This is a genomic window from Stieleria maiorica (assembly GCF_008035925.1).
Taxonomy (GTDB): domain Bacteria; phylum Planctomycetota; class Planctomycetia; order Pirellulales; family Pirellulaceae; genus Stieleria; species Stieleria maiorica.
Genome location: NZ_CP036264.1, coordinates 7,852,091 through 7,873,438, shown reverse-complemented (window position 1 = coordinate 7,873,438; position 21,348 = coordinate 7,852,091). Strand labels below are relative to the sequence as shown.

The 21,348-nt window shown below is 55.6% G+C and carries 15 protein-coding genes and 1 tRNA gene; 9 read left to right on the top strand and 7 right to left on the bottom strand.

Annotated elements, in window-relative coordinates; all coding sequences use genetic code 11:
• Window positions 1-11: 11 nt before the first annotated feature.
• Window positions 12-599 (top strand): c-type cytochrome, encoded by a 588-nt coding sequence (locus tag Mal15_RS26750; protein ID WP_167547075.1) that lies wholly within the window; start codon window positions 12-14, stop codon window positions 597-599.
• Window positions 600-678: 79 nt separating this feature from the next.
• Here Mal15_RS26750 and Mal15_RS26745 read toward each other — a convergent pair whose 3' ends face one another.
• Window positions 679-1,302: a hypothetical protein gene (locus Mal15_RS26745; protein ID WP_147870560.1), complete on the bottom strand. Its 624-nt coding sequence runs from the start codon at window positions 1,300-1,302 to the stop codon at window positions 679-681.
• 1,996 nt (window positions 1,303-3,298) lie between these two features.
• On the bottom strand, window positions 3,299-4,561 hold the full coding sequence (locus Mal15_RS26740; RefSeq protein WP_147870559.1) for a hypothetical protein: 1,263 nt from the start codon (window positions 4,559-4,561) through the stop codon (window positions 3,299-3,301).
• Window positions 4,562-5,004: 443 nt separating this feature from the next.
• Here Mal15_RS26740 and Mal15_RS26735 point away from each other — a divergent pair, with 443 nt between their 5' ends.
• From Mal15_RS26735 to Mal15_RS26720, 4 genes are all read left to right on the top strand, one after another.
• Window positions 5,005-5,889 carry a ParA family protein gene (locus tag Mal15_RS26735; protein WP_147870558.1) on the top strand — a complete coding sequence of 295 codons (885 nt, stop codon included), beginning with the start codon at window positions 5,005-5,007 and terminating at the stop codon, window positions 5,887-5,889.
• A 1-nt stretch (window position 5,890) separates the two neighbouring features.
• Window positions 5,891-6,802: a ParB/RepB/Spo0J family partition protein gene (locus tag Mal15_RS26730; RefSeq protein WP_147870557.1), complete on the top strand. Its 912-nt coding sequence runs from the start codon at window positions 5,891-5,893 to the stop codon at window positions 6,800-6,802.
• Between the two features lie 380 nt (window positions 6,803-7,182).
• Window positions 7,183-7,689 (top strand): hypothetical protein, encoded by a 507-nt coding sequence (locus Mal15_RS26725; RefSeq protein WP_147870556.1) that lies wholly within the window; start codon window positions 7,183-7,185, stop codon window positions 7,687-7,689.
• A gap of 323 nt (window positions 7,690-8,012) precedes the next feature.
• Entirely contained in the window at window positions 8,013-8,222 is a 210-nt protein-coding gene (locus tag Mal15_RS26720) for a DUF3565 domain-containing protein (protein ID WP_147870555.1), read from the top strand.
• Window positions 8,223-8,277: 55 nt separating this feature from the next.
• Here the strand turns inward: Mal15_RS26720 and Mal15_RS34260 are convergent, their stop codons facing one another.
• Together Mal15_RS34260 and Mal15_RS26715 are read right to left on the bottom strand one after the other, a co-directional pair.
• Entirely contained in the window at window positions 8,278-8,433 is a 156-nt protein-coding gene (locus tag Mal15_RS34260) for a hypothetical protein (protein ID WP_167547073.1), read from the bottom strand.
• A 161-nt stretch (window positions 8,434-8,594) separates the two neighbouring features.
• A complete protein-coding gene (locus Mal15_RS26715) occupies window positions 8,595-9,287 on the bottom strand; it encodes a cupin domain-containing protein (protein ID WP_147870554.1) in 693 nt (230 codons plus the stop codon).
• Window positions 9,288-9,419: 132 nt separating this feature from the next.
• Here Mal15_RS26715 and Mal15_RS26710 point away from each other — a divergent pair, with 132 nt between their 5' ends.
• Together Mal15_RS26710 and Mal15_RS26705 are read left to right on the top strand one after the other, a co-directional pair.
• The gene (locus tag Mal15_RS26710) at window positions 9,420-9,932 is read left to right on the top strand and encodes a hypothetical protein (protein WP_147870553.1); all 513 of its coding nucleotides are present in this window, start codon (window positions 9,420-9,422) and stop codon (window positions 9,930-9,932) included.
• 61 nt (window positions 9,933-9,993) lie between these two features.
• A complete protein-coding gene (locus Mal15_RS26705; RefSeq protein ID WP_147870552.1) occupies window positions 9,994-10,206 on the top strand; it encodes a helix-turn-helix domain-containing protein in 213 nt (70 codons plus the stop codon).
• Window positions 10,207-10,219: 13 nt separating this feature from the next.
• Here the strand turns inward: Mal15_RS26705 and Mal15_RS26700 are convergent, their stop codons facing one another.
• The 3 genes from Mal15_RS26700 to Mal15_RS26690 all read right to left on the bottom strand — a co-directional run bounded on the left by Mal15_RS26700 (window position 10,220) and on the right by Mal15_RS26690 (window position 13,647).
• Window positions 10,220-11,194 carry a tyrosine-type recombinase/integrase gene (locus Mal15_RS26700; RefSeq protein ID WP_167547072.1) on the bottom strand — a complete coding sequence of 325 codons (975 nt, stop codon included), beginning with the start codon at window positions 11,192-11,194 and terminating at the stop codon, window positions 10,220-10,222.
• A gap of 398 nt (window positions 11,195-11,592) precedes the next feature.
• A tRNA-Pro gene (locus tag Mal15_RS26695) sits at window positions 11,593-11,666 on the bottom strand.
• A gap of 334 nt (window positions 11,667-12,000) precedes the next feature.
• Complete coding sequence (locus Mal15_RS26690) at window positions 12,001-13,647, bottom strand: methyltransferase regulatory domain-containing protein (protein WP_167547071.1); 1,647 nt, start codon at window positions 13,645-13,647, stop codon at window positions 12,001-12,003.
• Window positions 13,648-14,149: 502 nt separating this feature from the next.
• On the opposite strand from Mal15_RS26690, the gene Mal15_RS26685 reads away from it, so the two are divergent.
• Window positions 14,150-19,501 carry a carboxypeptidase-like regulatory domain-containing protein gene (locus Mal15_RS26685; RefSeq protein WP_147870549.1) on the top strand — a complete coding sequence of 1,784 codons (5,352 nt, stop codon included), beginning with the start codon at window positions 14,150-14,152 and terminating at the stop codon, window positions 19,499-19,501.
• An 811-nt stretch (window positions 19,502-20,312) separates the two neighbouring features.
• Window positions 20,313-21,311: a hypothetical protein gene (locus Mal15_RS26680; RefSeq protein ID WP_147870548.1), complete on the top strand. Its 999-nt coding sequence runs from the start codon at window positions 20,313-20,315 to the stop codon at window positions 21,309-21,311.
• Window positions 21,312-21,348 lie beyond the last annotated feature (37 nt).

Here is a 21,348-nt window from a genome sequence, read left to right as displayed (position 1 = left end):
TTTGGAGCTACATGAAACGTTACTTGGCTGGATTACTACTCGGTGTTTTGATCTCGATTGCCCTTCCCCTACTGGTGATCTCCGCTGGTGTTATCAATTTTGCCGCTACAACGCCCCCCAGTGAAGCTGAGGTCGCCATGGCCAAGTTTGCGATCGATCGCTCAATGGCATGGAGAGTCCCCAAGATGTCCAACCCTTTTGCTGGTGATGCGCAAGCCACTGCTTCTGGCTTTCATCACTACTCCGATACATGCCTTGCATGTCATGGCGCTCCTGGTGTTTCACCAAAAGAATTCGCCAAGGGTCTCAATCCTCCAGCACCAAATCTGACAAAATCGCTCGGCCAACGCAGCGATGCTGAACTGTTTTGGATCATCAAGAACGGCTTTCGCATGACCGGAATGCCAGCACTTGGTCCAACACATACTGATGATGACATCTGGAAAATCGTCAGCTTTGTGCGCAGCCTACCCGACCTCTCGGACCAACAGAAAACAATACTCAGGGAATCACTTGGATCAGGTCATAAACACGGAGACTCTGATCACAATTCAAAGCCTAAGGATCATCACGACCATCCTAGCGGCCACGCACACTGACAGCGGCGAGATTTGCAGTCGCTCATTGAAGATCGCTTGCCGAAATGCAAACAGCTAGTTTGGGTAAACACAGCACTCCTTATCGGCCAAACGGCTTGACGATTTTGCGTTTCAAGGGAAGGATTTCAGTTGGCAGCGGAGGCTTGCCAGCTTTTTTCCTAATACGATTTACTTCGCGATGGATCATGAGCAGCTGGCGACGGATCGGCGCATACGGAGCAATCGGCAGCCGATAGAACGCCAATGCAAGTGCCTTGGGTGAATCTCGGCGGGCACGTTCTGCAAACCAGGCTTTTAGCTCAAGATATTGTCGACGCTCCATCGCGACATGTGAATGCCATTTGTCATCGCGGCTGCCGTCTTTCTTTCGACCGCCGGGTCTGTAACTGATCGAGTAACCGGCGTAACGAATGGGCACACGCCGGATGTCGCGGATGAGTTTAGATTCCTCATCAAAGAACTTGTGTTTCCCTTTGGTCGCCATCATGACGAACAACGATTCGTGTCGAATGTACTGGAGATTGGCAAACCCAGATTTTTTGCGTCGTGCCCGAGTGGATTCGGAGATGGCAATTCCGTATTTCTCGATAAGCTTGGTGTCGATGATGGCCGGGTCTTTGTCCCTCGGGATTCTCCCCAACACGTAGAACCAGTAGCCATGCCGCAGATACGAGCATGCTATCTGTTGAACAAATCCATCCACTGAAGTTACAACCGCTCGATACCCGCCCACACTCGAACCTCCTCGCAAGAATAGAAGATGGGAGCCTGATTCATCGGCACAAGCTCCCGCAAAGCCGAAACGCAGTTTTTCAAAGAACGCAGCGAGTACGCGAAGAAAGCATCGCCGGAGTGCATCCTGGCATCAAAGCCAAAGCACTATGGTGAGCTTCATGGCAGGATTCCATTTCAGTTGCCGGAACTACATTCATTGAATTGTGCCCCGCCAATTCATGGAACCACTCACACAAAAAACCTGCGACGGCACCGCCGGAGTCCAAACGCACTCCGAGGTACCGCCGTTGGCTCGCCGCCACAACTGGCCAGTGCTCCCACACTAGCCAACTGTGACCGCTTGGCGCCCTTCCAAGGACCGGCGATTTCAAAAACGAGATCGCCCGTACAGAACTTCAACAGCTACATGCTGCCCGTCAGCCCTTTCGTCGTGACATTGCCGCCAGCACCACCTGATGCGACGTCAACGACCTCCCACTGCCTTGCAGGAAAAATCGCTCAAGCCGAATCCCCGCTCCCGCGAAGAAACCACCTGACTTTCTACTCAGGCCACACTCCCACTCTATGGCTTTTGAAACACCTGGATGACTCATACCCAGGCACCGGTAACCAGCCGGCAACCACAGAGCTTCCTGCGTTAGTCATAACCTCCACCTTGCGATTCACGTCGCTATCCCGCGCAAAACGGGAGGAACGTTGGCCGTATGTTGGTTTGCCAAAACCAGCACAGTTTGCATCATGAACACAGTTCATGACGATTTCTGGGGACCGAACGTAGAAGCATCCCCTTACCCATCGACCAAGGTCTTTCGCAATTCGGCACCGTCTCTCGCAAGATTCACCGGCAAGCCTTTGCAGGCCTTTCATGGTTGAGCTATTCGCAGCCGTGAGATTTGCCCACGGTCTCCGGAGAAAGTCCGCTCCGGTTCGGCCTGTTGCCAGGCTCGAAACTCCCCACGCCGGACAAGTTGAACGAAGTCCGAGACTTCGAACCCCTTGTGCAGGATTACGCATTTTCATCGAAAACACCTCACCTACTTCGGTTTATGACGGCCTAACAAATTACCTACGAAGTAACTCGCTAGGTTTTTCCGCATCGCCCTCGCCCAAGGCGCACGCCTTGAGACAAGATGTCACTGCATCGGATCGAATTGTCGGATTACTCGTTTCTACAATCTGCCGGCTTACGAATGTCGGCAGCAAGAAAACGGATTACTCGACAAAGCCTCCGTCGAACCGGACAAGCACCTCTCGATGCATCCGGCTCTACGGGCCAGTTGCGTAGCAGGTGGTTAACTCCTGCTCTCTTAGGCCAAGTGGTGAGCTTGGCTTTACCAAGTGCAACTGTCTGCTAAAGTCTGTCATGCCCGTCACCACGTGAGAGCTGAATTTGCAGCTCACTTGCAGCAACGCGTTTGACGTAATCAACAGCCACGGAATCAGGGATCCGATCCCAAATCCGCGCAGAAAAAATTACCGTACAGGATGCAATTCGCAAGCAAGAATACACTCGACGGTTCCTGGGAAAATCAGGGCGCCCAAAGCGTGTGCTTGGAATGCTAAACAGTATGCATTGGGGATCAATAGGCAACTGGATTCTGAGAGTGTTGGCAACAAACGCGACGACTACAATCGGTCTCGTGTTATCCACAGGCGAGGGGAGTAGCGCCTGTGGATAACACGACCTAGTAGGTGTCGGTATCGTCACACATTGGATGGCAAAAGACGTGTCGCAGTCGTCGCAGTTCCAGCAAAAAGCGTGTCGGTCCCGTCACGTTTTTTTGATTCACATCAAGAACCGTTTTCCATAACCCACTGAAGTAACTTGGGATTTTGCCCGTTAGGGAAGGGGAGTCGGTGAGTGTACAAAGTACTTGTACAAGAGTACCTGTACAAACAAAGATATTTTGCTTGTAGGGATTTGTTTTTCTTTTTGAATCGGTCATGGGATGGTTGATGAGATCCTAGCCTTTGAATAGCTCACTAATGTGCGTCACTTTGGTGTTACTGGCTGGGGCTTTTGGGGAATCGGCAACACCACCGAAGAGCTCGGTGCGGATTCGGGAAAACAACTTCTCACTGGCCGCATTCATCTCGTGCTTTTGACGCTCTGAACGATTCAGTTCGTGCCACCAGTCAGGTGCTGAGCGATTGCCTTCTGTCGCCTTAGATACGGAATCAACCAAATATGCCATTGGGCTCTTGTGAAAAAACTCATTGCCGAAGCGTTCTTGAGCTGCCTGGGTAATGTCTGCCCATTCAGCCAGAACGCGGGTAGGGAAGCGGTTGATCAATCTCGCCGCCGCCGCATCTTCAAAGCCGATTGCCTGCAGAGTTTCAAATAGAGGGGAGTCTTGCGGGGCCGGTGCGTAACTGTGCTTTTGCTTCTGAGCAAAGTATGGGCCCCGAGAGAGGCGAACGAAGTACTTACCAGGTGAAGTCTTGAATATCTCAACATCAGCCAGCACGTGCAGCTCTACGAGCTTCTTGAGGCATCGGCTGACCTTGGCTTTCATCTCCCGAGTTTGGAGTGAGGAGCTAAATCCAAGCAGATTCACCGCGACATGCTCTAATCGCAATGCGTTGACTCGCGTTCTGCGCGAGAGAATTTTGCTGACAAACAAAAACAGCCGTCTGCTTGCAGCATCCAACTCACGGTAGACGGCTAGGTCAAAGCGAAAGTGCCCTGCCGAGTCCTTGACCATTTCAAAGAAGATCGGGTCCCAGCTGATTCGCCATGCCCGGCAAGACTTCAGGTCGACTGGTAGGCTGTAACTGAAGAAGCGAAAACTGACTCGGCGATGCTCTCCACGCACAGGATCGTAGAATCCGTCATTCAAGTAGGTCACAGCCGACAAGCGTTTGATCGCTTCCGCAAACTGCTTGTATTGGCGCCCGCCACGCTTGCTATTTTGATTGATGACACCAAGTTGTCTTAGAAACCAGTGCGGTGTCGCAAAAAGCTCAGATTCTGGCTCTGGCTGGAGCATTGTCAGGGCAAGCAGGCCCCAAAGGTAGAGTTCATCCGAGGCGGACAATCCCAGTGGACAGAACACGCGAGCTAGGGCAGCTTTTCGAGTCTTGCCATAGCTGTAGAAATACTCGGCATCGTAGACAAGATTTTCGACTAAAGAATTGCGGGAATCGAGTGGGCAGAGGGCATGCTCGACCAGTGAGAGCTGACCGACGCCGGTGGTTCTTTGTTGTTGTTTTTTAAGTTTAGCCATGTCCCCTGCTGATGCACTTTAATCCAGTTAAAGGAAGTAGCATCTTGCAGGCGATTTTGAAACCAGTTTTTTGCCGACCCTTCCGACTAAATGTACCGAGAATTGGAAGCGAATCAGGAACTTACGCGGAATTGCATAATGCAATTCAGTCTGCAGGTGGTAGCGCGTCGACTCCCGAGAAGGAGGTTCATTCGTCAGCGTCAGAGGAGTTGCCTACGGAGGTCCGGGGTTGACGCTTGAGCGTTTGCCTTGTCTAGGCAGAATCGCCACAGGCTGGCCTTGCAAGTTCCTTTTGCGTTTCTAGGTACGTGCTTGAATAACCGTTGATGCGAACCCGGCATGCTTTTGAGTTGCACAAAGTGCGACGCAAACGACACGTACATACTCCCTGGCACCAAGAATTTGCTTGACGACCCTTACCTGCTTATGCCAGCGTATCGAAAGTGATTACGGCAACTTACGCAGAATTGCATAATGCAATTGCCAAGTTGCAAGCCATTTCAAGAGGTACCATGGCCAGCATCACGCTATGCATGATCAATCAAAAGGGAGGATGCGGAAAGAGCTCAACATGCTTTCATCTAGCGGGAGCATTTGCGGCATCGGGCTGTTCCGTTTTGCTAATCGACGCTGATCCGCAAGGTTCACTAAGCCAGGGATTTTTTGGGTCAGAAGTTATCGAGAACTTGCCAGCTGGCAGAACGCTTGCAGCTTTGTTTGATGAAGAGTGTTTTTTTCTCGACCAACAACAGCTCATTCTTCAGACTGACTTCGATGGCATTTCAATTGTCCCCTGCAACCAACATCTTGCCCGGCACAACATTCCAGAGCCGGAAAAAGCAGGCTTGGCACAATACGCTCTGAAAGAATTTCTGGAGCAAAACGACGGTTATGATGTTGTCCTCATCGACTGTCCACCGAACCTCTATCAGTGCAGTTGGAATGCGATGGTTGCCGCTGACTACGTGGTGATCCCGGTCCCTCCCGAAGACTTTGGAACACAAGGGCTGCGCGCAGTTCATCAGGCCATTGATAACGCCAGGAAGCTTAACCCAACGATTCGTCGACTTGGGCACTTGGTGACTCGATACGACAGACGGCTCTTGGTTCACCGCTCTTACGAAGAGCGATTAAGGGAACTCTACAAAGAAATGGTGCTGGACACGATCGTGCCAGAAGCTTCGGCGTTTAAGGTCTCGCTGGCTTGCCGGCAACCAGTGGAATACTACAGTGCGAAGTCAACTGCTGCGGAGAGGACGCGTGACCTTGCAGCAGAGATTGTGACACGGATTGCGGAGAAATCTAAGAAACGGATAGTGGGTGCTTAGGATGGCAAATACGCGAAATACGTTAGAAAAGATACGAAACAAGCTTGATGAGTCGATGGGCATTCGCGGCGTGGATCAAAAGCCACAGTTGAGCCCGGTGCCCAACAGCAAGGACGTAGGGCGACGGGCGCTGCGTAACTTTGGAACAGTAGCCATTGACAGCGTTATCCCCGATCCAGATCAGCCTCGCACCAAATTCAGCGATGACGAAATTCAGCGTCTAGCAAATAGCATCCAGGACAAGGGGCAGTTGCACCCCATTCACGTGCGCTGGTCGGAAGCACACGACAAGTGGATCATTATTTCCGGTGAACGCCGTTATCGGGCAACAAAAGCCGCGGGTCTTCCCAGCATCAACTGCCAGTTTCAGGAGCAAGAGCTAAGCAAGACGGAAATCCTGGAGCAGCAGTTGATTGAAAACTTACTGCGTGAGGATCTCAAGGCGATTGAAGAGGCAAAAGCGTTCGAACAGTTGATGAAACTCAATGGCTGGACTGGAAAAGAGCTAGGCGTTGCGATTCGCGTCAATCCTTCCCGAATCACCAGGTCTCTTTCGCTTCTAAAGCTTCCAGTCGACATTCAGGATCGAGTTGAGTCGGGTGACCTTTCGCCGACGGCTGCATACGAACTATCGAAACTTCCTAACGACGAACAGCGTCGAGCTGCCTTGGCCAGTGGCGAAAGCCTAACGGGATCAACCTCCGTAAAGAAAATGCAAGGCAAGGTTCGGGAACGCAAAGGAAAGTCTGCCCCCAAGCGACGCGGATTGAAGCAGACGTTTTTAACCGAAGATGGCTGGAAGATCACCGTTAGCGCGAACAAGAAAGGCAATTACCACGAGATGGAACAGGCCTTAGAGCAGGCGCTGGATGAGGTTCGTTTGCGAATCCAGAACAACGTTCATCTAGGCTAGTTTGCTCAACTCTACCATTTCGTGGTAATCTCAACTTATGAGAATTGACCATGAATTGGTAAAGCGAGAGTGTCGCCGTCGAGGAATTTCGCTTCAACAACTTCTGTGCGCGGCCGGTGTTAGCTCCAATGCCTACTACTCTCTTGCCAACAAAGAATCGGCAGTTCCACAGAGCATCCTGAAAATTGCTGGAACTCTTGATCTTCCACCCAGTACCTTGCTCTTTGACGAGAAGGCGATTCTTACTCGGCACTTAAAACTACTTGCTCGAGTTGATGCAATTGCCCAGAAGCATCCTGATGTTGATCGCGACACAATTCGGCACACCCTGACCCTCTTGGATGAACCACCAATTAACCGGCTAAGGAGAGCCTTGGAGCTTGGCAGAATCAGACTTCCTAAGTGAATCCGGAACGCTTAACTTTCTTGCGGAACTGGTCGCGGCCGATGTGAAGTTTATGGTCGTTGGTGCCTCTGCAGCGGTTCTTCAAGGCGTTCCCCTCGTAACACAGGACATTGATCTTTGGTTTGCCGAACTTCCGGATCCAAAACTACCAAGCGTGTTATCCAAAATCGGAGGCATCTACGTGCCACCGATGGGGCACAATCCACCAACACTTGCCGGTGATTGCGTTAAGCTTTTTGACATTGTCATTACCTGCCAAGGCTTGGAGAGCTTCGAGATAGAATACGAACGAGCCATTGCAATTGACCTTGGCTCGGTGGTCGTTCCGGTGCTGTCCCTTGCTCGGGTAATTCACAGCAAGAAAGCTGCTGGAAGACAAAAAGATCTTGCAGCAATTCCAGCACTGGAGACGGCCTTGAAGACAATTCTTGAAGAACAACGTCCGAAACTCTGGGCAGACCACCAGCAATCCAAGTTGTAGTTCTTTGTTAGATAGAACTTTACTAAACGATGCAAAACGTGGTACCTCTAATCCATGCTTAGAGAATTTCACGGAATCATCGATGCCACTGGTTTATGTTCGCTCGGACAATCTGCCCCATCGGGTAGGACACACGAGGCGTGCCTTCCATTTTGGGCAGTCCTTGACGAATGCTCAGCAAGCGACATTCTTCACGAACTCGTAGCTGGACGCCGAGAGCGGGCACTCAAGCTTCTTGAAGAGTTCGCGGTCTCGCTTGGCACAGAGCCAAGCAGCTAAGAATTGAAAATACTTATGGTCACCATCGCTATTGCCACTCAGAAATGAAGCAACCTATCTGCGGATACCACCTAGATGACGAAAAGCACTGGGTGGCTGAACTTCACTGTGGGCATTTCCAGCATGTCAGGCATGATCCACCCTTGATTACCCGTGAGTGGGTATTAAACAAGCAAGGACGCGAATCAATGATCGGCTTTGAGCTTGAATGCAAAAAATGCGACGAGGGTGCTCCAAGGGACGTGGACGCCTAGCGCATAAAAAACGCTCGTCCAAATGGGCGAGCGCGGCAAAAAACCAATTTAAAAACTAGTGCATGCTGGAGGCGACAATCGAAAACGTCATGAGCAAGGTGTAGACCACCAAGAACACCACGGCGTTAGCGAGCAATCGCTTTGCGGCACGCAACTCATAGTTCTTAATCTGAGCATTTTGCCATTCCCTTATTTTCCGATGTTTGTCCATTTCTTGTTCCTCCGTTGGTTCTTCTACACACGAACGCGGATGACCAACGGCACCAGCGCACGCCTGCGAAAAAACAAACGAAGGGAAACGGAGATTGGAAACGAAGGAATTCCCCCTTATTTAACGAAGCCGGGGGATGGCCGGAATACGGTGCCTCAATTCTAAGGAGCGGCCCCAGCGGAATCAAACGAAACTCGGCTGCCACCCAACGTTTTGAGTCGGTTTTCCGCGGAATCAATTGTGAACTGCCTGGGGTCATCCAGGCGAATGAACGGTGCGTGATAGGAGAACAATTGCAAATCGTCCCGCGATGTTTGAAACGTGTGCTTTACACCGCGTGAAAACGCCAAAACATCTCCAAGCCCAACCTCGACGTCTCGCATAACGGTGTCATTTGGGTTCGAATGAGCCTGGCATGCAACCTTGAATACCCCCTTTCCGCCAACCACGATGATCACGCGATCTGAGAAATCGTGCGAGTGTACCGGGAGATCATTCACACCTGGCTGAAAATGCAACTTGAGAACAGCGTCATCTCGCGTCTTGCCAAACAGTTGACCTGCATACCACACACCACCTGAGATTTGTGCCACACCCTCAAATGGCGAGAGTAGGTCAATGTCGTAGTCGCGATCCAGCGACAGAAGGTCACGTAGAAACGATTTCGATTCTGATACGCTCTCGCTCAAATTGCCCTTGATACAGGTTTGTTTGGCGAGTCTGCCGGCCCGAATCTCGGCGTTTAGTTGAGCAGTCAACTCGCGACAACGTTGAAACAGTCGACTGAGGGTGGCACTCCAGCACGACACGGAAGACGGATCATTCAGCACAGTGAAAGAATGTTGAGGGAACATCGGATTTTCTGGGTTGTAGTTGGAATTAAAATCCTTTCGTGTTAGCTCCTTTGCATGAAAACGCCCGAAAGCTGTTTGGATTCGAAGGACCGGATCGACATTCTGCTTGAGGAATACCGATCGCTAAACTCCTTGCTGTTGTTTCGACTTACCGCCCTGGACAGACGGTTGCCGCTATTTGCTGGCCTGATCACAGCAAGCTTGGCAACCGTGTTGGCACTGCCGCAAAACTCACAGACAATCATTCTTCTGATCGTGCCGGCAGCTCTCTTGTGGTTGGCACGTACGACCGTCCAGCATGCTCGTGCCAAAGAGGACCACTTGCGTCGCATCGATGAAATCGAGCGGGCCATCAACGAAATTGCGGGCGAGCACCTGCTGATGTTCCAATCGCGACATCCAAGCCGAGGGCGCACACCGGCCGGCAGAACCGGCAACAGCACCGTCGTTGCGACAACTTTTGGAACCCTGTTCATTTTGCTCTTCAGCTTGTTTCTGTTTCTGGAGACTCCCCGTCCGGTTCCGGATTGGATTTACGTCAGCTATTTGGTTCTCGTGATGTTGGGGGTTTCAATCGGTCCAGTGAGGCTCTCCAAGTATCACTACCGGAAACGACCGCCGGAATTGATTCTCCCTAACAATTGACCCTGCGATAAACACTCATAGTGTGTAGATATTTTTGCCACTTATAAGTGTCATGTAAAGCATGGCCAAGAAAGATATTCGCGAAATTGTTGGAAATTCCGTGCGAGAGCTTCGCGAAGAACGAGGCTGGTCCCAGGAGGAACTGGGATTTCGCAGCAGCTTGCACCGAAACTACATCGGCGGGGTGGAGCGAGGAGAACGCAACATCGCGATCGTCAATCTCGCCAAACTGGCTAAGGCTCTGGGAGTCAGCCCAAAGGACCTGCTCCCCTAGCCTCTACACTTCGTCAGGCAAACACCGTCTGGATTGCGGCTAGCTCACTGTCGGGGAATAAGTGTCGATAGCGCCGCCTCATCTCGTCGGTTTGGTGCCCCACCCAGGAATCGATCATGCGTTGATCCACTCCCCGCATGGCACAGTTGCTGACGAACGAATGCCGAAAACAATGCCACCCAGGAACGTTCTTCCAGGGTCCGCTGCCAAAGGTGCGTCGGAAATACCCCCTGGCATCATCAGCGTTTAGGCCAACCGGCTGACCATCCTGAATCTTGCAAAAAGTGAATTGGCCACCGGGATGTTCGGCGAACCATTTGTCCAGGATGTCTCGCAGTTTGGGAGCGATTGGCACGCGTCGAAATGAGCGTTTCCCCCGCATCCTCTTTCGTTCACGCAGGACCATTGACGAATCACTGATGTCGGTAGTCAAGGAACGAAATAGCTCGCTGCGTCGAGCCCCTGTGTAGGCGGCAGTGGCAACCATCGGGTAAATGAACGGATACCGGTCCAATTCCTTGAGGTGCTCAAGCACCTGGTCGATCTCTGACAACGTCAGAAACAGGCAGTCCCAGAGTTCCGCCTCCCGATTCTTGTCGAGATTATTGACCTCAAGTTGCTTTTCAATCTCCTGCCATGTTTGAAATGGTGGCTTTTCCTGCTCCTTGGGAAAACGAAGACCTTTTCTCGGGAACGACCCTTTGATGTGCTTGTTGTCTTTGGCCCATTGCCAAATCATGCCAAGCGTTCCAATCTCCTTGCGAATCGTGCTCCTACCGACTGACTTTCCTCGCTGCCCCGGTTCCTTCGATCGCTTGCTGACGTAGTGCTGCAGCCTTGCAACGCTTAATTGCTCGATTTTGCACGATGCTCCCAAGATACGCTCAAAGTGGCGGCGATGAGTATTGATGCAACTCAGTGTCGTTTGCTCCAGTGCTCCATCTGGAAGGGCCTCCATAAATCGGTCGAACATCGTGCCAAGATCCATTCCGGAATGGGAACGGACGGACCCATTCAGCTTGCCGTCGGAGAGCAGAAAGGTGGCCACATCGGCTCCGCTCGGCATCTGCAAACGACCGCTTTCAACGAGTCGAATATTTTCATCGAGCCGATTCAGCCGATCCTCGGCCTTTGGCCGACTCTTGGTCCTCAGGGACCGCCGGAATTTGGTGCCGCCAAATCGAAAGCGAACGTGGAAGTTTTTGGACTTATCTTGTTCGAGCCAAGACATGAGAAGCTCCTGTGGTTGCTGCGATCGAATATCGATTCGCGGTGCCGGAAAAACCAGCGATGCAACTACAGTGCAAGTCCAATGTTGCCCCGGATTTGCCCCGGGGGGCTCAACGTAAAAGACGGCTAGGAGTCAAAAATGCCGTAAAAAACAAGTCGGGGCGACTAGATTCGAACTAGCGACCTCTACGTCCCGAACGTAGCGCTCTACCAGGCTGAGCCACGCCCCGATGTGGGTTGCGGGGGACGCTCCGGTGTGGATCGCCTCTCGCAAATTGCTTCGCTCGGGATTCCTCGTCTTGCTCGTGCCAGACGGTTCCCGATCGAGGGCGTAATATAACCTCACCCCCGCCCGCTGCAAATACCTAACCGAAAACTCCGCCGATCCACCTTTTTCCGGGTTTCAGGTCTTAAAAACCGGCACAACATTTTCTTGTCTGGCTCCCCGGCACTTCGATCCATTTTTCTGCCCCCTTTTTTCTGTCGTTTGTCCCGGCGGTCGTGGTGCCCCTCGCTGACGCGTCGGGCTGGCATCGCTGCGTTGATTCTCACGCAATGAGTCAATCAACTGGCCGTTGGTGAGTATTTCTGCGTGGGGTCGGTCGGCGGGGTGAGCAGGCCGGTTTGGGCGAAACGGCGGAGCTTTTGCCCGACGACGGCGCGGAGTTGCTCGTGCGTCGGGGTGATGGAGGTCGGCGTGACGGACTGAACCTCTGCCCGGGGCAGGGACGGTTCGGAATCGGGCGCCCCGGACTGCAGGGCGACGCCGTACTGGAGCAGGTCGGCGGTGATCTGGTCGATCGTCGCTTGGCCATCCATCCGCTTGACGATCTCGCGTTCGAAGTCGTCCAAATGAACCGATTCGTGCCTCAGGTTGGTCACCCGGCTGCCCGTCTCCGCTTGCCAGCGAACCAGCGCCGTCGTGCCCGGTGTGGTACCGATTTCCGAACTGCATCCGGCGGGGGTGGCGTAAAGCCCGACGAGGCTGGAGGAGTAGAGTTCCAAAAACGTTTCATACAGTTCCTTCTTGCATTCCTGGACTCCCGGACGCTGCTCGCCGGGGATGGCTTGGCGGGCGACCTCGGTCAACGCGTCGATTGAAATGTCGCTGGGCCAGATCGCTGCCAAGTGACGCAACGCCTCGGCTTGCACCGCGTTGCCGACGGTGAGTGTGCGTCCCGACGCGTGTTCAAAAACCCGGGCAGGCGATTCGGCCGACGTGTCCTCCGGGTCCAACTCCGCCAGCGGAGCGTTGACATATAAGCCCTCCAGACGCTCGGGCTGGATCGCCCGATCGAGCTGGACTTCACGATGACACAGCACTGATTGCCGAAACTTTCGGTTCCGCAAAAAATCCAAGTACTGCTCCATCTGAACCAATCCCGGCGCGATCTTCGACAACGTCTGCCGAGTCTCTTCGGAGTATTCGCTGGGGATCATGCTGCCGAACTGAGCCTCGCACATGAACCGCAACTCATTCGCCTCGGTGCGGGAGACGAATTGGTGAAAGAACAGCGGCTCGTTGTAGTCTTCCAAGTGCTCGTGGTAGATGTAACTGTCTTCGGAACCGCGCACCACAGAAAGCTCTTCGTGCAACAGTTTTTCATAGGCGTCTTGATTCGGCTGGACGGCGGACACGAGAAAGTCGACCAAGGCTCGGGATTGATTGATCTTGGTCTGCGTTTCGTCAAAGCCCGACGCGTGATAGCTCATCATCTCGCGCACCCCACGACGCAGGTACCATCCCGGGTAAGTGTTGTAGCTGATGTAGGCCAGACCGCTTTCGCTGAGATGCTGGCGACAGACGGAGAGGATCTTTGCTTGAACGGCTGGCGGCACCCAGGAATAAACGCCGTGGCAGATGATGTAGTCGAACTCGCCTTCGGAGGCATCAAACTCCAAGATGTCCTGGTGACGCAGGGTGATGTTGTCCAGCGAAAGCGCGTCGATGGCGGGAATCCCCTCGTCGATTTGACGTTTCGATGCATCCAGCCCCAGGAATCGTGACTGGGGGTAACGGGCGGCCATCGGGATCAAGTTTCCGCCGGCGGCACAACCGATCTCCAAGACGCGACATCGCGAAACGTCCGCCGGCTTCATGCCGAACAGATGTGCCAGGGCGGCTAGATTACGTGGGTGGCTGCTGGCGTAGGGATAACTGGCGTAGGGGTATTCGTCGTAGCTGAAGGGTTGGGAAGATTCGGTTGACATGGAGCGGCAGACGAACGGTTCGGGATGTTTCGGGGGATGGCAGAATGATACGGGGCAGAACGATACGGGGCAGAATGATGAGGGGAGAAGAATGCGGCCATCTCGTTGGCGGCGAATGGATGATCCTACCGTGAATGCAAGGAAGGGAAACCGCCTACATCTTCGCCTGAATAGCGGGGTGAGTGGACCGCGTCCGGGAGGAGTGAGTTTGGTAAGAAGATTTCGGGGTAAGAAGATTGTAAAATCCCTCCTCCATCCGTCATGTTCGTCAACCTTTGACACGCTGCGGGGCGTCGCAAACCGATCTTTCGGCAAAAGCATACCTGCGTGATGCGAGCGAGTGGACGACGTGCGGAATCGTCGACAAGAAGATATCGCAATGCACCTGCGTCGCAACGGGCGCACCACGCGACGGGGCTTGAGGCCACAACACAAAACTCTCTGTTCCGCGGCACGATGCCTTTCGGAACACCAATCATTGATTTGAGCAGAACGGATTACCATGCAACCAAATCAGCAACCGTCGTGGCAGGCAGCCGCGAAGAAACGGGGTCACGCGCGACTCGCACGCGACCTACGTCGAGCGGCGATCGTGATCGGGCTGTTGGCACTGACGGTCGTGCTGATTCTTCTGTTGTTCCCCCCGTTCTTTGCACCTCAAACGCACTTGGTGCTGATCGGATCACGCGGCAACGACGCGTTCAACACGCCCCCGATTCCCTTTGTCGCCGAAGACCTGGAGGCGATCGCGTCGATCCGGGAAGCCAAGGTTCGCGATCAGAGTGAAACGCTTCGGTCGGCGCAAGCGGCCAAGAACCTGGCCGGCCGTTTGGCGGAGACCAAGATCAACGCGCGCGACAATTTGATCCTGTACATCAACGCGCACGGCGTGACGGACGACACGTCGGCCTATTTGTTGTGCGACAATTTCGACCTTCGCCAACCCGATCTCGGTCGCATCTCCGTCGCATCGCTGCTTGACCAGGTTCGCCAATCTCCGGCGGCAACGAAATTGATTGTGATCAACGCGGGCACGATCGACTACGACCCGGGACTGGGGGTGGTCGGCAACGAATTTCCGCGGCTGTTGGAAAACGCGGTTCGTCAAACCGGGGACGCCTCGCTTTGGGTCTATTGTTCTCATTCGTCGCTGCAGTACTCGCACGTTTCACGCGCCGCCCGCCGCAGTGTTTTCGGGATGTTTGTCGGCGAGGGGCTGAAAGGGGCTGCGGACCTGGATCACGACCGAACGATCAAGCTGAGTGAATTGGTCGGATTCACGTCGGCCAACGTCGCCAAATGGGTCGCGCAAAGCACCGACCGAGGGGCACGACAGTCTCCTCAGCTGATTTGGGGCGGCGGCCAACCGGGGAAATCCGATCCGGAATTGCTGACGTTGTTCGAGCGAGACTCGACGAAGCACCTGACCGCCGCGTCTTTGATCGTGCCGCTGGATGAAGACGGCGGCAGCAGCGGATCGTCGTCGCGTTCGGGAAGGGTTCGGGGTTTGTTGCGAAGGCAGCAGGTCACCTTGGCTTCCCATCGCATCCCATCCAACGAAACCACCAAGGGGTCCGCCGGCGCCGCAAACGATGTCGCCGGTGGACCGTCGGACCCTGCCGGCCAAGCCGCCTCGGCTGGTGCCGACGACGAATCAGCCAAGGCCGATGGCAACGCAGGATCCAGCGACGCCGCCCCGACCGGGCCCGACACGGGTGCCGATGGCCAAGCAAACGGCTCGGGTCCGATCGGTAGCCAAGACGGGAACACATCCGGGGAAGACGCGTCTGTCAAAACCAAGCAGCTGCTGTCCAAGGCGTGGCAGCAGCGCGACACTGCGTCGTTGGCTTGGTCGGCGGTCGATCCAAGTTTGAGCCCGATCGAGAACAAGCCGCACCTGTGGCGTGAATTGCAGGCCGAACTGTTGGCGTTTGAACAGCAACTGAGCGGCGGCAAGGGATACGATGACGAAAAGATCCTAGTGACGCTGGAAGATTCGTTTCCCTCCAAGCCCACGACGAAACCGGCTGCGTCCCAAACCCCATCGCCGCCATTGAAGTCACTTTTTGGCGGAGCGTCCGAAGAAACGATCGCGCTGCTGTCGACGCTGAACCCCGACCAAGCCCACAGTCTGGCCCTGGCCCGGCTGGCGGCGATGATTCAAGGGGACGAGTTGGACGTTGAGCTGAAAACGTTGCAAGCGTCATTGGAGCAGAACCAGCGAAAGGCGTTTGACGAGTGGTTGAAAACGCGATGGCGTCCGGAGTTTTCTGGCTACATCGAAATGGCCTACCTGAAACGGCTGGCCGAAGATCCGGATCTGGACTGGAGCTTGGTTCAAAACGCTGCGTTGACGACGTTGGCCGGCGAACGCATCGCGGCGTTGGACCTGTTGTCGCCGGGTTGGATGCGATCGGACGTCGAACGGGCCGATCAAGTGCGTTTCTTTGCCGAGCAACTGGTGTTTGATCGCGTCGGTCTGCGGTGGCAACAGCGGTGCGAGGACCTGTTCAAAGACGCGGGGACGATCTACGCCGCAGCCGAGCAGGATTTCGTCGAAATCCGCCGAGCGGAGCGACAGTTGGAAGTCGTATTGGCCAGACTGCCGTCGTATCTGCATTGGCATCGGATGTCGCAGTTCATGCCCGTTGAACGAAGCATGGTTTCTGAAGACCTTTCGACCTTGCTGGATCTGGCGGCTGAACTTTCCGACCTGCTGGATCAACCGGGACAATCCAGTGTGACAACCCTATCGGCAGTGCGCCGACAATTGGAATCCATCCAGTCAAGTGTGGAAGCGACATGTGGCGATGCTTCTGCGGAGCAATTATTAACGCGGACACCGACACCGAGCGATTCGTATCAGGCTGAGTTGTTGCTGCGGACGCCGCTGGTGAGTTCGTCTTTGCGGAGTCAACTGTTGACCGCATCGGATCAGCGCGATCGCGAATTGGCCGCCAACTATGACTTGGCCAACATCGGAATCGACGATGTCGCGACCGCGGCACCGGGCGGTGTGTCTGGAAGTCCGACGGCCGAAGACTGGCGGTACCTGTTCGAGCAAGCCAAGCTGGAAGCACGCTACGTACATCTGTCCCGGATCGACGGTGTCCCGGCAAACGAATTCGCGGCGGTCACGGCGGCACAGGAAGTCGGGGCGGCATTCGAGTCGCTGGAACAAGCCTATCGGTCGATGCAGGCAGACGATTCGGCGTCGAAGAGGGCAGCCGTTAGGCAGACGCATTCGAAGTTCGGAATGGCGTTGCAAGCGTTCTACCGCAGCGCAGCCGAAGTGGAGCGTGCGTTGTCGTCGTGTGCCGTGTCACCGGCGGCATCACGAATGGCCATCCGGTTGTTGCGGATGCTGGATCCACGGGATGCCTGGCAACTCGATCGCGTCGACGTCAACGCGTTGTCATTGGCGCCGCAGCTTCGATCGACGCTGCGATGGCAGGCGAGTCGTTTTGTGCAAGCGTCGACGTATCACACCGGAACAGCCTCGACCGCTTTAGCGGATTGGGCAGACCAGTACCGAACGCAGGCTGAGCTGCTGTGCCGATCGACCGATCCGTCGGACGGCCTGCATCGAATCGCTTTGACGGCTCCCGCACAAGTCGACTTACAATATGGCGATCACGACGAAATCCTGGTCACGATGGACAACCCGAGCGACCGCGAGCTGTCGGTCACGGTTTCACTGGAATATGAAAGCCAACTGATCGACGTCGACCTTGACGCGAGCGCTAAAACTGGGGAATCAGGGTCGACAGCCGATGAGATTCGGCCACGATTCTTTGACACTCCGTCGCAATTCGGAACTCGACGTTCACATCCGATCACGATCGCGGCGGAGAGTTCGATCGCGTTGCCGTTGAAAATTAGCCGCAGAGACGATGCATCGGAAACGACGAAGTTGGTGGTTGACGTTTACCAACCGTCCAAGCTGACACGGTCTGATGTCCAGCCACCGGTTCTGTTGACCCGTCGCTCGATCGACGTGATGTTGCCGGTCGCCGAGGTGTTCGTTCGACGAGGCGATGCGACGTTCGTGTCCGACGTCGGTGGGGTGGAATTGTTGCCGCATCCGAATCGATTGGAAACGTTTCGATTCGGCGTCGTTAACCACGCCTCTCGGTCCAAGGAGATTTCGATGCGTTGTTACGCGTTGGGCGGCAGAGTGACGGGGCGGCTTCCGGCGGACCCCACCACGTTGCTGGCCGGTGCGTTGCCGCTGGCAAGTTTTGACTTGAATGTCCCGGGAGACGGGCAACCCGCGTTCCCGAGTGCTGGCGAAGCCCAGCAGGGCGGCGGAGACGAAACAGCCGCAAAAGCATCGGACGCTGCCAAAGAGGACACGGCGAAAAAGGATGACGCGGCAGCCGAACCGATCAAATCCGTCGACATGCCGCACGGCATGCTGGTCGAATTGAGAGATCGCCAGACCGGACAATCCACGTTCCGATACGTGCGTTTTGCGATCCAACGACCGCGACGATTCGTGGTACCAAGGGTCGGATTCGATACGACCAAACAACAAATCACCATCGAAGTCTCTGCCGCCGATCCGGCACGCTTGCCTGAAGGGGCGCCGGTCCGCGTCGAGTGCCGGCTGGCTGACGACCGATACGGCCGGACCAAAGGCAAGTTGCAGGGCATGATCAGCCGATCCACGCCGACGACGAAGCTGTTTATCGCCACGACGACTCCGCCGCCCCGTGTGGCTCGCGTCTACATCGACGTCGATGGGTATCCGCGATCGTTCATCTTTGATGTCCCTTGCGGCAAACACCTGACGAATGTTCCCGAAGTCACCGATTTGGTTGGCCTGCAGATGACGACGTCGTCCAAGAACGGCGTGCTGGGGGCGACGAAGTCGATTCCCGTGGCCGTCCAAATCGACGCGTCCGTCGGATCGTTCGAGAACGGGCGCGATCATCTGGATCTGGGAATCGACCTGGACGATTCCGGCGTTCCCAACCCTGAAGACAGTGTGACGTTGACGACCGACCGCGGAGTGATGATCGGGTTTGTCAAATCCGCTCCCGACGGCACGATTGAATTGACCAACGCCGTGTCGGACCACTTGATCGATCTGCCGTCAGAGCGGCTGGAAAACCTGTTGATCGATGTCGCGGCCAGCTTGACCGTCAACGACAAAGTTCAATCGGTCCGCAGCATCGAGCTGTTGATCGATACCGCGCCACCAATCGTCGGTCCGATCAATCGGACCGACGGATTGGACTTCGTCGCCGTCAACGGCCAAGTTGATCTGGAGGTCTGGGCGTGGGACGAGGGATCCGACGTCACCAAGGTCGAAGCGGCGTTTGATCTGGAAGGGACGGGCGAGTTTCCCGCCGCGGGAAACATTTTCACGGGCTCGCGGACGTCCGATCGCCAGTGGATGCTGAGCGTCGATTCGGGGCCCGACGCCGGAAAGAAATCGTTGCTGGTGCGTGGCATCGATCGCGTGGGCAACGAAAGTGATCCGGTGTCGATCGACATCGAAGTCGTTTCGGCGACCGAGAGTACGAAGCGGGTGAAGCAGCAAACCGTTGATCTGGTCGGGACGATTCAGTTTCGGCAGCGGAATGTTCCGGAAGTGGAGGTGCGATTGATCGCTGTGCCGGCAGATGATGCGGGCGCTGGAACCGAACCGAGCGAGGCAGCGGCCGAGGCGGGGATGTCGGTGCGGTCGAACGAGAGCGGTGGTTACGTGATTCCGGGGGTTCCGCCGGGCAGCTATCGCCTGGCCGCACGGGCGGTGATTCGCAACCGCGTGCATCGCACGGAGTTGCCGGTGGAAGTCACAGTGGGTCCGCAGCGCACGATGCGGGTAGATGTGACGTTGCCGTAGGACGCCCGGGGGCGCTGCGGGGCAGCGAGGGGAGTCGCCTAAAGGCTAAACACCAACGGCGTTGGGCGTCACGCTTTCCCGAATACCGCTAAGGTAAGGCCGCCCGGACGCTGGCGCGAACCGGCTGATGTCAAGCGATGATCAGCCGTTTGGCGCGAGCCTACGGGCACTCCCTGAAGGAAACGACGCTTAGCTGAGCGGTATTGGGCCGTAGGACGCCCGGGGGCGCTGCATGGCAGCGAGGGGGGTCGCCTAAAGGCTAAACACCAACGGTGTTGGGCGTCACGCTTTCCCGAATACCGCGAAGGTAAGGCCGCCCGGACGCTGGCGCGAACCGGCTGATGTCAAACGATGATCAGCCGTTTGGCGCGAGCCTACGGGCACTCCCTGAAGGAAACGACGCTTAGCTGAGCGGTATTGGGCCGTAGGACGCCCGGGGGCGCTGCATGGCAGCGAGGGGGGTCGCCTAAAGGCTAAACACCAACGGTGTTGGGCGTCACGCTTTCCCGAATACCGCGAAGGTAAGGCCGCCCGGACGCTGGCGCGAACCGGCTGATGTCAAACGATGATCAGCCGTTTGGCGCGAGCCTACGGGCACTCCCTGAAGGAAACGACGCTTAGCTGAGCGGTATTGGGCCGTAGGACGCCCGGGGGCGCTGCATGGCAGCGAGGGGGGTCGCCTAAAGGCTAAACACCAACGGGTGGGGCCGCAAACTTTCTGCAGTTGGCTTAAACGTCACCAACGGAATGACCGATACAAGTGCGTATGCGTGGCTATCGATGCGCCTTTCGAAATCCGTTGAAGAGATCAATGACCAACAGTCGCAACCGCTTTTCGATCGGCGTTTGCTTGATCGCAGTGGCAACTTGCGCCGGCTGTGCGTCGGTTCCCCCGGCGGCGCCTGCGCCGGCAGCCCCGACGTCGGCCCAAGCCGGTGCGACCACGATTGTCGCCGTGGCTGCCCCGGCGGCCCCAGGGATGACGCTGCCGCAGTTCTTGGGCCTGGACTTGGTCTTTGGCGGGATTCGGACGGTCGGCGGGCGTGTCCGCAATCGGTTGGGAACACGTTTCCCGGGTTTGGAGGCAAGACCGCCGATCAAGTCGATCACGGACCCGTCCAACTTGGGCCCCGATGCCAGCCCGGCGGAAAAAGCCGCCGCGGAAGCCAAGATCGAACAAGACAAAGCGCCGCAGAAAGCCAAAGCGATCAAGTTCCTTGCTAAACAAGGATGCGGGAAATGCAATGAGGCTGCCGAGGACGCACTGTTGGCAGCGCTGGACGATTGCAGCGAAGACATTCGGATCGCAACTTTGGATGGTCTGCGCGAAGCCGTGACCGGCAAAGGGGGATGCATTTGTCCGAACAGTTGTTGCAGCCCGAAGCTGCTAAAAAAGCTGTATGAGATTGTCTATGAAAAAGACGACTGCAATGAATTCGTGGAACCGTCACACTATGTGCGTCGCCGAGCCCGTCTGGTGATCTGTGCCTGCAGCGGCGCAACACCAATTGACGGAGGGACCGCGCCGATGGAAGGCCCGACGTCCGTCGATGCAGTTCCCACGCCGGCCGGTGAGGTCACTCCGGCGGTCGCGGCAAACGCCGTGATGCCGGAATCCAAATCGAGTGACGTCGCCGCTCAAGAGGTGGTGCCGAATAACGATGCGACGGCCGATCAAGGCATCGCGGTGGTCGGTCACACCGAAGCGGACGCCACCACAGCCACTGTGACGACGACCGCCGGATTCTTGTTGCCAGAAAGTTTTGATCCGACGCTGCAATCCGATCACGATTCGGTTCGACGCGAGTAACGTTCCCCCACGAGCGACGAGCCCCACGGACGACAAA